The organism is Cytobacillus sp. S13-E01, from assembly GCF_029193815.1.
GTDB lineage: Bacteria > Bacillota > Bacilli > Bacillales > Bacillaceae_L > Bacillus_BV.
In genome coordinates, this window is record NZ_JARFVC010000004.1 from 157,065 (window position 1) to 170,278 (window position 13,214).

13 protein-coding genes are annotated in these 13,214 nt (G+C 37.2%); all 13 read left to right on the top strand.

The genetic code is table 11. From position 1 onward, the window contains the following. Positions 1 to 3: 3 nt before the first annotated feature. Entirely contained in the window at positions 4 to 882 is an 879-nt protein-coding gene (gene flgL, locus PY093_RS05040) for a flagellar hook-associated protein FlgL (protein ID WP_275644781.1), read from the top strand. Positions 883 to 981: 99 nt separating this feature from the next. Next, complete coding sequence (gene fliW, locus PY093_RS05045) at positions 982 to 1,431, top strand: flagellar assembly protein FliW (protein WP_275644782.1); 450 nt, start codon at positions 982 to 984, stop codon at positions 1,429 to 1,431. A 3-nt stretch (positions 1,432 to 1,434) separates the two neighbouring features. Then, the gene (gene csrA / locus PY093_RS05050) at positions 1,435 to 1,668 is read left to right on the top strand and encodes a carbon storage regulator CsrA (RefSeq protein ID WP_275644783.1); all 234 of its coding nucleotides are present in this window, start codon (positions 1,435 to 1,437) and stop codon (positions 1,666 to 1,668) included. A 242-nt stretch (positions 1,669 to 1,910) separates the two neighbouring features. Continuing rightward, entirely contained in the window at positions 1,911 to 3,446 is a 1,536-nt protein-coding gene (locus PY093_RS05055; RefSeq protein ID WP_275644784.1) for a flagellin N-terminal helical domain-containing protein, read from the top strand. Positions 3,447 to 4,604: 1,158 nt separating this feature from the next. Next, positions 4,605 to 4,976, top strand: coding sequence for a flagellar protein FlaG (gene flaG / locus PY093_RS05060; protein ID WP_275644785.1), 372 nt, complete (start codon positions 4,605 to 4,607; stop codon positions 4,974 to 4,976). A gap of 14 nt (positions 4,977 to 4,990) precedes the next feature. Further along, positions 4,991 to 6,610: a flagellar hook-associated protein 2 gene (locus PY093_RS05065; RefSeq protein ID WP_275644786.1), complete on the top strand. Its 1,620-nt coding sequence runs from the start codon at positions 4,991 to 4,993 to the stop codon at positions 6,608 to 6,610. 18 nt (positions 6,611 to 6,628) lie between these two features. Beyond that, positions 6,629 to 7,030: a flagellar export chaperone FliS gene (gene fliS, locus PY093_RS05070; RefSeq protein WP_275644787.1), complete on the top strand. Its 402-nt coding sequence runs from the start codon at positions 6,629 to 6,631 to the stop codon at positions 7,028 to 7,030. Beyond that, positions 7,030 to 7,380, top strand: a complete 351-nt coding sequence (gene fliT / locus PY093_RS05075) for a flagellar protein FliT (protein WP_275644788.1) — start codon at positions 7,030 to 7,032, stop codon at positions 7,378 to 7,380. The genes fliS and fliT overlap by 1 nt, the downstream gene beginning before the upstream one ends. Positions 7,381 to 7,388: 8 nt before the next feature. Continuing rightward, positions 7,389 to 7,775 carry a DUF8042 domain-containing protein gene (locus tag PY093_RS05080; protein ID WP_275644789.1) on the top strand — a complete coding sequence of 129 codons (387 nt, stop codon included), beginning with the start codon at positions 7,389 to 7,391 and terminating at the stop codon, positions 7,773 to 7,775. 119 nt (positions 7,776 to 7,894) lie between these two features. Next, entirely contained in the window at positions 7,895 to 8,854 is a 960-nt protein-coding gene (locus tag PY093_RS05085) for an RpnC/YadD family protein (protein ID WP_275644790.1), read from the top strand. A gap of 236 nt (positions 8,855 to 9,090) precedes the next feature. Continuing rightward, a complete protein-coding gene (locus PY093_RS05090) occupies positions 9,091 to 9,309 on the top strand; it encodes a hypothetical protein (RefSeq protein ID WP_275644791.1) in 219 nt (72 codons plus the stop codon). A gap of 513 nt (positions 9,310 to 9,822) precedes the next feature. Beyond that, positions 9,823 to 10,377, top strand: coding sequence for a ribosome hibernation-promoting factor, HPF/YfiA family (gene hpf, locus PY093_RS05095; protein WP_275644817.1), 555 nt, complete (start codon positions 9,823 to 9,825; stop codon positions 10,375 to 10,377). Between the two features lie 256 nt (positions 10,378 to 10,633). Further along, a complete protein-coding gene (secA, locus tag PY093_RS05100; RefSeq protein WP_275644792.1) occupies positions 10,634 to 13,144 on the top strand; it encodes a preprotein translocase subunit SecA in 2,511 nt (836 codons plus the stop codon). The last annotated feature ends 70 nt before the right edge of the window (positions 13,145 to 13,214 follow it).

The following is a 13,214-nucleotide window of genomic DNA, read 5'->3' on the forward strand; positions in this document are numbered from 1 at the left end:
CCAATGCGAGTAACGCAAAGTATGCTTTCTGATCGTTCTTTACGAAATTTATCTCAAAGCTATCAGAAGTTAGCACAGTATCAAGAACAATTATCAACAGGCAAAAAAATTAGTAGACCCTCAGACGACCCAGTTGTTGCGATGAAAGGAATGTTCTACCGCACAAATTTAACTGAAGTAGAACAATTCCAGCGTAATCTTTCAGAGGTCTATACGTGGATGGATAACTCAGAATCTGGCTTAGATCAAGCAAACTCTATTCTCCAACGGACGAGAGAACTGGTTGTTCAAGCGAATAGTGATACAAACAATAAAGAAAACCGCCAAGCGATTGCAAGAGAAATCGAACAATTAAAAGAAGATATGATTTCAGTTGCAAATACGCAAATCGCTGGAAGATACATTTTTAATGGAACGAATATTGGTGAAGCGCCTGTTACTTTCGCTGATGGGGTAGCAGAAGTGGACCAAAACACAGAGCCCTTCCAAGTTGAAGTTTCAAGTGGTGTCCATTTAAGTGCAAATATTAATCCGAAAAACACGTTTCCACAAGAGCTATTTGACATGTTTCAACAGATTCAAGATGACCTTAACAATGACAATACCGCCAATATGGACAGTCTATTAGGACAGGTTGAAAAACTTAACGATAACCTTTCAGCTGAACGTTCCGAATTAGGTGCACGTTATAACCGGTTAGAGTTAGTAGAATCTCGACTTAACCAACAAGTTGTCATCGCATCCAAAATTCTATCGGATAATGAAGATGCAGACATGGAACGCGTCATTACAGATTTAATGACACAAGAAAATGTCCATAAAGCAGCACTTGGTGTTAGTTCACGTTTAATACAGCCATCATTAATGGACTTTTTAAGATAGCCTATCTAATTAAAGATAGGCTTTTTGTCAAGGCTTGGTAATTTGGGAGACATCAGGTTAAAATAAGTAGATGAAATTGAAGTAGAAGGTTGTGAAGGCATGAAAATAGCTACTAAATACCATAATGAACTAACGGTCGAGATGAAAGATATTATCCGTTTTGAAAATGGAATTCCTGGATTTAATGAAGAGACCCAATTTGTGATTCTACCATTTTCAGACGATAACTTTTTTTCTATATTACAATCGATTACAACTCCACAATTAGCATTTGTAATCATTAATCCATTTCACTTTTTTAAAGAATATGATTTTGAATTGCCTAGCAGTGTAGTTGAAAATATAGCAATAGAATCAGAAAAAGACGTCATTGTATACACGATTCTAACGGTGAACGACCCATTTGAAGACTCAACAGCAAACCTACAGGCGCCAGTTGTGATTAATGGTAAAAAGCAAACAGGGAAACAAGTTGTACTAACAGAACCAACCTATCATACAAAGCACCAACTGTTTCCAAAGAAAACCTCCACAAGGCAGGAGGTATAAACAATGCTAGTACTATCTCGAAAAATAAATGAATCCATTAAAATTGGTGACGATATTGAGATTACAGTACTGTCAATAGATGGTGAACAAATCAAGCTTGGAATAAATGCACCAAGGAATATTGATATTCATCGTAAAGAAGTATTCCTTTCAATACAAGAAGAAAATAATAAAGCATCAATTGGATCGATTGATTTATTGCAAAAACTAAGCGAACAGATGAAGCACTCCAAATGATGGGGTGTTTTTTCGTATGGATACGTCATAATCTATCAATAAAGTGCTGGTTCCGACAGATTTTTTAGAAACATAAAAAAATATTCTCTAAAACTATTAAACACTTGTAAAAACATGTCGATATAAACAATGTAAAGCTAGTAGCGACTAAAGGCGGCCGACTTTACTCCTGCTACCTACCACTAAAACAACTGCTACCACAAGGATGTGGGCATAGCAAACATTCAAGGAGGAAAATAAAAATGAGAATTAATTCTAATATTGCAGCGCTTAATACTTATCGTCAGTTGAATACTGCAACAACAAATCAATCTAAATCAATGGAGAAACTATCTTCTGGGCTTCGTATTAATAAAGCTGGGGACGATGCAGCAGGTCTAGCCATTTCTGAAAAAATGCGTGGGCAAATTCGTGGGTTAGAAATGGGTTCTAAAAATGCACAAGATGGCATTTCTTTCATTCAAACGGCTGAAGGTGCATTAAATGAAACTCAATCTATTCTTCAACGTATGCGTGAACTAGCAGTTCAATCTGCCAATGATACAAATACAGACGCTGACCGAGGAGAGCTTCAAAAAGAGGTTGACCAATTAGCTGAAGAAATTACTCGTATTGCAAATAACACTGAGTTCAATACTAAATCTTTATTGAATGGTGCTGTTAGTGATAGTGGTGAAAAAGCTGCTGTATTCCAGATTGGTGCAAACTCAGGTCAAAATATTACTTTAAATATTAAAGCTATGGATGCTGCTTCTTTAGGAGTTGCAAGAGATGCTACTACTATAACTGCTACTGCTAATGGTTCTGAAATCTCAAATGTGAAATTTGGAGATACTTTAGGAGCAGCGATTGTTGATGGTGCAAACATTACATTTAATGCAGTTGATAATACTGGTGCCAATGCTACAGGTACTTTAGATGTAAATGGTAATACAATTACAGCTAACGCAGGTGCAGCCGGTACAGCACTTAATGGTTTGAAAATTGTATTTGGTGCAGATAATAACTTAGCAGCAGCAGCATCTTTTAATGGTACTGATACAGTAACAATTACTGGTGACTGGGATGGCGGTGGAACTGGTGCTCCTGTTGACTTAACTGCTCTTGAATCTCTTATTCAAGGAGCAGATGCATCTTTATCGGGTGTAACTCTTAGTGAATCAGGCTCTTTTACAGCAGCTGATTTTGTGAACGCTGGAACCATTACTTTAGGCGGAGGTGCAGCGGCAAATTCAGCTGAAACAATCATTACTATTAGTGATGGAGGTTCAAATACTCAAACTGTTACAGTAGCAGATACTGCTACAAAGGTTTCTGTTACATCTGGAGCTTTCAATGGTCTTTCATTCGATGTAGGTAATGCTACTGCTCTTTCTGCTGGTGCAGACTCTATTGACATTGAGCGTTCAACTGTAGCAGCAACTGCAGCAACATTTGCTGGTAACGAAAAAACTGGAGATGCAGTAGCGAAAGCAGGCATTGATATTTCTTCTCAATCTGCTGCGGACACTGCGGTTACTTCAATTAACAATGCTATTGAATCAGTTTCAGCGGAGCGTTCAAAACTTGGTGCATACCAAAACCGCTTAGAATACACAGTAAATAACTTAAACACATCTTCTGAAAATCTAACTGCTGCGGAATCTCGTATTCGTGACGTAGACATGGCGAAAGAAATGATGAACCAAACAAAGAATTCAATTCTTTCTCAAGCAGCACAAGCAATGTTGGCTCAAGCTAACCAACAACCACAAGGAGTTCTACAACTTCTTCGTTAATTTTAGATGACATGAAATGGACTCTAGATTTTTTCTAGGGTCTTTTTCATTGTATTGAGGAATTTTATGTTATCTAAAGCATTTTGATAATAATTTTAGAAAAATGGAATTTACTCCACAATTGCGGTGGGAGAAAAGCAATAATGATGATACGTCAAAAAATATGAATTTGCACAAAAGAGAAACACGGGGACGGATCTCGTGTTTACCTAATTTTTACCAGCTTACTGCTACTGATGATGCAGCTGTGTGGTTCCATCGTTTACGAAGAGGTCCGGGTGTTAGGTATAAGGTTGACACATAAGGTTTCTTTCAATTCGTAAAGAGATATTTTTACAATTAACCTCGCATTTATTCTCTATCTTTTCTAAACAAATTCCACTATTCAACCGATAAAACTAGTAAAGGTAAGTTAGTCGAGGAGGAAACACTATGTCTATAGAGCATATACCTTCTAACACAACACTGACATACAACAATGATAAAGTAAGGGCTCAAACAAATAAGGTTAACGATGAAATTAAAATGACAATCAATGAAATACCTCGAATGAAACACGGGGACGGATCTCGCGTTGCCCTAATTTTTACCAGCTTACCGCTACTGATGATGCCGGGGAGACACGGGGACGGATCTCGCGTTTCCCTAATTTTTACCAGCTTACCGCTACTGATGATGCCGCTGTGTGGTTCCATCGTTTACGATGTGGTCCGGGTGTTAGGTATAAGGTTGACACATAGGGTTTCTTTCAATTCATAAAGAAATATTTTTACAATTAACCTCGCATTTATTCTCCAGAAACACGGGGACGGATCTCGCGTTTCCCTAATTTTTACCGGCTTACTGCTACTGATGATGCCGCTGTGTGGTTCCATCGTTTACGATGTGGTCCGGGTGTTAGGTATTGGAAACACGGGGACGGATCTCGTGTTTACCTAATTTTTACCAGCTTACTGCTACTGATGATGCCGCTGTGTGGTTCCATCGTTTACGATGTGGTCCGGGTGTTAGGTATAAGGTTGACACATAGGGTTTCTTTCAATTCATAAAGAAATATTTTTACAATTAACCTCGCATTTATTCTCTATCTTTTCTAAACAAATTCCACTATTCAACCGATAAAACTAGTAAAGGTAAGTTAGTCGAGGAGGAAACACTATGTCTATAGAGCATATCCCTTCTAACACAACACTGACATACAACAATGATAAAGTAAGGGCTCAAACAAATAAGGTTAACGATGAAATTAAAATGACAAACAATGAAATACCTCGAATGAAATTGAGAGAAAATGACGAAAAGATTTCAGAAGAAAAACTAAAGGGAATGGTAGAGGGACTAAATGATTTCTTGCAACCAACACACACATCGCTAAAGTTTGAGCTTCATGAGAAATTAAAAGAGTACTACGTTACAATTGTAGATGAGACTTCAAAAGAGGTTATAAGAGAAATTCCATCAAAAAAGTTATTAGATATGTATGCAGCGATGACAGAATTTCTAGGTTTTGTCGTTGATAGGAAGATTTAAAGGCGGTGTTATAAATGGGAATGAGAATTAGTGGACTTGCAAGTGGTATGGATATCGATACGATTGTCAAAGACCTCATGAAGGTAGAGCGTATGAAAGTCGACAAGCTGTCCCAAAAAAAGCAAATTATTGAATGGCAGCGAGATCTATACCGTGAACTTAATACAGAGTTACAAAACTTTGATACATTTTTACGTGATGGGGTTGGAATGTCAAAAACATTCAATGCTAAAATAGTTACTAGTTCTGATTCAACGAAGGTAACTGCTGTTTCGAGTGGAAGTACAACCAATATCTCAACTCGGGTTGAAGTAGGAAATTTAGCAACGGCTACAACATGGCAGTCAGATAGTTCAATTAATTATGCCTATACTGGTGCAGATATAACTACTACTACATGGGATTTTGCATCAAAAACAATTGGAACAGATTTGACGCTATCTTATCAAGTTACTGATCCAGGTGGAGAGGTGAGAAATTCTGTCACTGTAGACTTAAAAAAAGGAGATACAATTGATTCTGTTATCAGCAAAATTAATAGCTCAAATCTGGGTGTTTCTGCGATGAAGGAATCAATATTGGTGGATGGCACCGTAGATCCTCCTACTTATGAAGAACGTGTTGTTTTTAGTAACAAGTTAACGGGAAGTGGTGCTTCGATTGTTAGTAATGATGAAACTACAACAGATTTTATGCAATCATTAGGATTCTCGGGTGCTGCGACATCTGGCGAAATTGTAACGGATCTTGCCTATAGGAATAATGGAGAAGATGCAACCGTTAAAATAGATGGCTTTCAATTACAAAAAGCTTCGAACACCTTCACGATTAACAATATTACCTATACATTACACAATAAAACAGCAATAGATGAAGCGATTACGATTTCATCATCAACTGACACAGATGCTGTATTTGATTCAGTCATTAAGTTCATGGATAAATACAATGAACTCATTGACAAAGTTAATGGCAAGTTAAACGAAGAGGTTTACCGTAGTTATAAACCATTAACAAATGAAGAACGCGAGGCCCTTTCAGAAAAAGAAATTGAACTTTGGGAAGAGAAAGCAAAAAGTGGGATTTTACGTAATGATAGTATTTTTTCAAAGGGTATAAACCAGCTCCGTCAGGCAAATTTTAGTAGGGTCGATGCACCGGATATCGGTATTTTTACTAATTTATCGGAGATAGGAATTGTTACTTCGAAAAACTATCGTGACGGGGGGAAATTAGTTCTTGACCCAAATGTAACAGGGACTGATAGGCTAACAGGTGAGCAACGGTTACGAAAAGCAATTGAAACAGACCCAAATGCTATTTATAAGTTGTTTATGAGTGGAGCAGATGAAAAGGAAACAGATAGACGCGGTATTGCTCGACGCATGCGCGATACAATTAAGTCTACAATTGATGACGTTGTGAAAAAGGCAGGTAATCAATTTAGAGTTAATAACCAATTTACTCTTGGCCGCGAGTTAGACGATGTTGATAATCGCGTTTCATCTTATGAACGTCGTCTCATCCAAGTAGAAGATCGCTATTATCGCCAATTCACTGCAATGGAAAAAGCAATACAACAAGCTAATCAACAAGCATCGTATATTATGCAGCAGTTTGGCGGAGGAGTATAAGAAAAGGAGTGAAACAACATGGCAACTACCAACCCATATGCATCCTATCAAACAAATTCAGTGACAACAGCTTCACCTGGTGAGCTAACATTAATGCTTTATAACGGATGTTTAAAATTTATGAAACTTGCTCGAAAAGCGATAGAAGATAAAAATATAGAAGTCAAAAATACTAATCTACTGAAAGCACAAAACATCATCCGCGAATTAATGGTGACGTTAAACATGGACCAAGAAGTGTCAAAAAATTTAATGGTAATGTACGATTATATTAATCGTCAGCTTATGGAAGTTAATATTAAGAATGATTTAGAGATATTAACTGAGGTTGAGGGTTATCTAACTGAATTCCGTGATACCTGGAAGGAAGTTGTGCAAATTAACCGACAACAGCAACATACACAAGGTGGACAAGCATAGTGAGTGCGGTGAAAACTCTTTATCTTGCTTCAAAAGAACTTTATGATCTTTTACAAGAATCTAGCAAAAATGATCATAGAGAGACTATTATCTCAAAGATAGAAGAACTATTAGAATCTAGACAAAAGCTAATCAATCAAGTCAAGCCTCCATACACTTCTGACGAAAAGCTGTTGGGAGCGGAGGTAGTAAAACTAAATAAAGTTATTGATGAAAAACTAGCTTTTATGAAACAAGATATTCAACTTGATATAAACCAACTAAAAAAGACAAAAACATCTACCAATAAGTATACAAACCCTTATGAGTCTGTATCTCTAGATGGGGTGTTTTTTGACAAAAGAAAATAGGTGAAACCATGATGCAACTAAGTGAAGCTCAATTTGAAATGGTCGATAGATATAACTCACTTTTGCACACTGTAGAAGAAGCGTTTGAGTATGTTGTGGAAAGCTTTGAAAACTACGAGCGTACACAAGGAGATCAGGTTTTGGCAGATATTTTTTCTGCACTGTCACAAATTAGAAACACAAATGAAAATCTAGTATCTCTTTTTAGGGAAGAGAAAGCACTTGTTACTGATATCCTAAAATTCGAGGCTGTTATCAAGGAAGTAGAAAAACTAGAAATTCAGTTCGAAGACCAGACACTGAAGCAACAATTGATCAAAACCAATATTTTTCCAGCTTTCCAAGCATGGAAGCTTTTAATGCAAAAGTCACTAGAAAAATATACAAATCAATGAAAAAAAGCTCCTACTCAATTGTGGGAGCTTTTTTTTGTATTGTTTTAAAATAACAGAACATACGTTTCTTTTATGTGATATAATAAAAGTATAAAATAGCTAAAGGATGTGGTAAAATAATGGTAAAAAACATGGTGTTAGAAAGACCTAGTGAATACGGTATGATTGATTATGATGGGCTTTGGAAAAAACTAATATTTGAGTTGTTTGAAGAGTTTGTGTTATTCTTTGCCGCTGAATTATATGAAGAAATTGACTTTTTAATAGAACCCGAGTTTTTGCAACAGGAGCTCTTTCAAGAGATCATCAAAGAAAAGAAAGGTAAACAAGTTGCTGATCAACTTGTGAAGGTATTTCTAAAGAGTGGTGAGGAAAAGTGGATGTTGATTCATATCGAAGTACAGGGAGATCCTGATCCATCGTTTTCAAAAAGAATGTTTCGTTATTACTACCGGATATTTGATATGTATGATAGAGACATAGTAGCGATTGCATTGTTAACCGATGCCTCAAAGCATTTTCGTCCTAGCAACTACCGTCGATCTTCATTCGGCACAGAGATAACCTATGAATATAATGTGTACAAATTTAATGATCAGAATGAAGAACAACTTTTACTTTCTAACAACCCATTTGCGATCGCAGTCCTAGCGGGCAAATATGCCAACGAGGCAAAAAATGATGATGAAAAGCGTTACCGCTTCAAACGAAAATTAATCCAGTTAATTTTACAAAAAAATGATCATCCACGAGAAGAACAACGCATCTTTATAACTACACTCATTTACTTCATTGATTACTTACTACAAATACCTAAAGAGCTGACAGTAAAGCTACGAAATGAAATCATTTTAACAAAGGAGGAAAAAGAGATGTGGTACTTAGATAGAAAAAACTTGCCACCCACTTTTGGTGAATTAGAAAAGATAGTGAGAGAGGAAGGAAGAGAGGAAGGAAGAAAAGAAGGCCTTGTAAGAGAACAACGCAAAATCGCAAAGAGTATGTTGAATGCGGGGTTTACAATTGAAACGATCGTAAAATTGACAGAGTTATCAGAAGAAGAAGTACGGAAGCTGTAGGCTGAAAGGTGCCGAGTGAAGGGATAACCTTGTTAGGCACCTTTTATTATTGGTATAATTCGACACCTTCATGGAAGGTGTCGAATTATCTGAGGCAAAAAAATGATCATCCACGAGAAGAACAACGCATCTTTATAACTACACTCATTTACTTCATTGTTTACTTACTACAAATACCTAAAGACCTGACAGTAAAGCTACGAAATGAAATCATTTTAACAAAGGAGGAAAAGGAGATGTGGTACTTAGATAGAAAAAACTTGCCACCTACTTTTGGTGAATTAGAAAAGTTAGTGAGAGAAGAAGGAAGAGAGGAAGGAAGAGAAGAAGGAAGAAAAGAAGGCCTTGTAAGAGAACAACGCAAAATCGCAAAGAGTATGTTGAATGCGGGGTTTACAATTGAAATGATCGTAAAATTGACAGAGTTATCAGAAGAAGAAGTACGGAAGCTGTAGGCTGAAAGGTGCCGAGTGAAGGGATAACCTTGTTAGGCACCTTTTATTTTGGTATAATTCGACACCTTCATGGAAGGTGTCGAATTATCTTTTTTTCGGAAGGTGTCGAAAAATATCCACCTTGATGTAACAGGACTGTCACAAGAAACACGTTTTTGCACCTTTTTAATAGGGTAAACTATAAGTAAGAGGTAGATATAATTCTACTAAGTCCCATTGGGATTACTAATATTCCCGAAACAGTCATATCCGCTAATTCCAAGGCATATATTAATTCACTTCAACATTGTCTTGGAATTCACGAAATATTCACAAAGTATTTTAGGTTTAAGCAGGATTCAGAGAGGGTAATGTAGAATTATAGTAACATAGCCTCATTTAAGATGAACTTGTTGTGAATAACAAGTTAGGTCAGCGGCAAAGTACATAAGTTGACCTCGAACAGGCTATGCACTAACAGTTAGTGCAATGTAAACCGAAGTGTTTCGATTTAAAAGGAGGAGTTCATTTATGATGAATTACAACGTACGCGGTGAAAACATTGAGTTAACTCCAGCATTACGAGAGTATGTTGAGAAGAAGTTAGGTAAGTTGGAACGATACTTTGATGGCACTCCTGATTCAAATGTTCATGTTAATTTAAAAGTCTATAGTGACAAGCAATCTAAAATAGAAGTGACGATTCCGATGACACAATTGGTTTTACGTGCCGAGGAATCTCATGAAGATATGTATGCAGCGATTGACCTCGTTGTTGATAAGCTCGAGCGTCAAATTCGTAAACATAAAACAAAGGTAAATCGTAAATACCGTGATCCAGCTGGCACTCGTGCTTTCTTTGAGGCAAATGGAGAAGCGAGAGTTGCCGTTCAAGATGCAGAAGATGAAGATTTTGAATTAGTACGTAATAAGCGTTTTAACTTAAAGCCGATGGATAGTGAAGAAGCGATTCTGCAAATGAATATGCTAGGACATAATTTCTTCGTCTTTACAAATGCTAGCACAAATAATACAAACGTAGTTTATAAACGCCGTGATGGAAAATACGGTATTATTGAGCCAAACTAATTCATTTCAGGGTGTAGTCATATCGGCTACACCTTTATCTGTTTAATGACATCTTTCACCAAATACTCCTTTGTACAAAGACCTCCACTATTCTTTTAAGTTTATCGTTTCCTCTAAAATCTTGTTACGATTCCCTATTAATGTTAATATTAAAATTGAATTCTTTTTTAATCCTACGTTACTCTCGAATTTTGAGAAGCGTATACTACATACATATATTTTTTCTAATCTAAATGAAAATAGAGGAGCGTTCGTGATGCTTGGAATTTTAAATAAAGTATTCGATCCTAATAAGCGAAGCCTTAAAAAACTAGAGGCTCTTGCAACGAAAATTGAAGCGTTACGGCCTGATATGGAAAAGCTGTCAGATCAAGATTTCCCTTTAAAAACAGCTGAATTTAAAGGGCGTTATGAAAAAGGTGAACAGCTTGATGACCTTTTAGTTGAAGCTTTTGCCGTTGTTCGTGAAGCTGCAAAACGTGTGCTAGGACTACATCCATATCCTGTACAGCTCATGGGGGGAGCGGCCCTTCATGAAGGTAATATTGCCGAGATGAAAACAGGGGAAGGTAAAACCTTAACATCAACAATGCCTGTATATTTAAACGCACTTACTGGAAAAGGTGTTCACGTTATTACTGTAAACGAATATCTTGCAAGCCGTGATGCGAGAGAGATGGGCGAACTATATGAATTTTTAGGGTTATCAGTTGGTCTTAACTTAAACTCTTTATCGCGTGAAGAAAAAATTGAAGCATACCGTGCTGATATTACGTATGGTACAAATAATGAATTTGGGTTTGATTACTTACGTGATAACATGGTGCTTTATAAGGAACAAATGTGTCAGCGTCCACTTTATTATGCTGTAATTGATGAGGTTGACTCCGTTTTAATCGATGAAGCACGGACACCGTTGATTATTTCAGGGTCTGCTCAAAAGTCGGCATCATTGTACATTCAAGCAAATGCGTTTGTACGCACACTCATTAAAGAAGAAGATTTTACGTATGATGAAAAATCAAAGGGTGTTCAATTAACTGAAGATGGTATTAATAAAGCTGAAAAAGCATTTAATATTGAGAATCTATTTGATATAAATCATGTTGCCTTAATCCATCATATTAACCAAGCGTTAAAAGCAAATTCAAGTATGCATCGTGATGTTGATTATGTCGTTGAAGATGCTCAAGTTGTCATTGTTGACCAATTCACAGGTCGTCTGATGAAAGGTCGTCGTTATAGTGAAGGGCTACACCAAGCGATTGAAGCCAAAGAAGGCTTGGAAATCCAAAACGAAAGTATGACACTTGCGACAATTACATTCCAAAACTACTTCCGCATGTATGAAAAACTATCAGGTATGACTGGTACTGCGAAGACTGAGGAAGAAGAATTCCGAAATATTTACAATATGTATGTTGTGAGCATTCCGACAAACCGTCCGATTACTCGTGATGACCGAGCTGACTTGATTTTTAAATCAATCGATGGTAAATTCCGTGCAGTCGTCGAGGATATTGCCGAGCGAAATGCAAAGGGACAGCCAGTATTAGTAGGTACTGTAGCGATTGAAACATCAGAGCTAATCGCAAAATACCTAACCAAAAAAGGAATTAAACACCATGTTTTAAATGCGAAGAACCACGAACGAGAAGCGGAAATTATTGAAAATGCTGGTCAATATGGTGCGGTAACAATCGCAACAAATATGGCTGGTCGTGGTACGGATATCAAGCTTGGTGAAGGTGTAATCGAAGCCGGCGGGCTTGCTGTTATTGGTACAGAGCGACATGAGAGCCGACGTATTGATAACCAACTACGCGGACGTTCTGGTCGTCAAGGTGACCCAGGTATCACACAGTTCTATCTTTCAATGGAAGATGAATTAATGCGTCGTTTTGGTTCTGATAATATGCGAGGTATGATGGAACGACTAGGAATGGATGATACACAGCCGATCCAAAGTAAAATGGTCTCTAGAGCTGTTGAGTCTGCACAAAAACGAGTTGAAGGTAACAACTTTGATGCTCGTAAGCAACTGTTACAATATGACGATGTTCTCCGTCAACAACGTGAAGTTATCTATAAACAACGTTTTGAAGTGCTCGACTCTGAAAATTTACGTGAAGTTGTAGAACGAATGATCAAGTCTACAATTGACAAAAATGTTGCCCTTCACACAGCTAAAGAGGATGATCCAGAAGAATGGGATTTCAAACCGATTATCGAGTTTGTAAATGGTAATCTTCTATTTGAAGGCGATGTTACAGAGCAAGACATTAAAGGAAAAGAGCCAGAAGAGATTACAGAGCTTATTCTAGATAAAGTGAAGAAGCGTTATGATGAAAAGGAAACTGAACTATCTTCTGAGCAAATGCGTGAGTTTGAACGAGTGGTTGTACTTCGTGCGGTTGATAGTAAGTGGATGGATCATATTGATGCAATGGATCAACTACGACAAGGGATCCACCTTCGTGCCTATGGTCAAACAGATCCACTTCGCGAGTATCAATTCGAAGGATTTGCTATGTTTGAAAACATGATTGCATCCATTGAAGAAGATGTTGCAAAATATGTCATGAAGGCTCAAATCCGAAATAACCTAGAACGTCAAGAAGTCGCAAAAGGTCAAGCGGTTCATCCTAAAGAAGGCGATCAAAAAACAACTAAGAAAAAGCCGGTTGTTAAAGCGCTGAATGTAGGACGGAATGACCCTTGTATCTGTGGTAGTGGCAAAAAGTATAAGCAATGTTGTGGTCAATAAATAGCTGGGGTGAGAGTTTTAGTTCTCTCACCTTTTAAGATTGTATAACATCATTTGATGAGGTGATCAT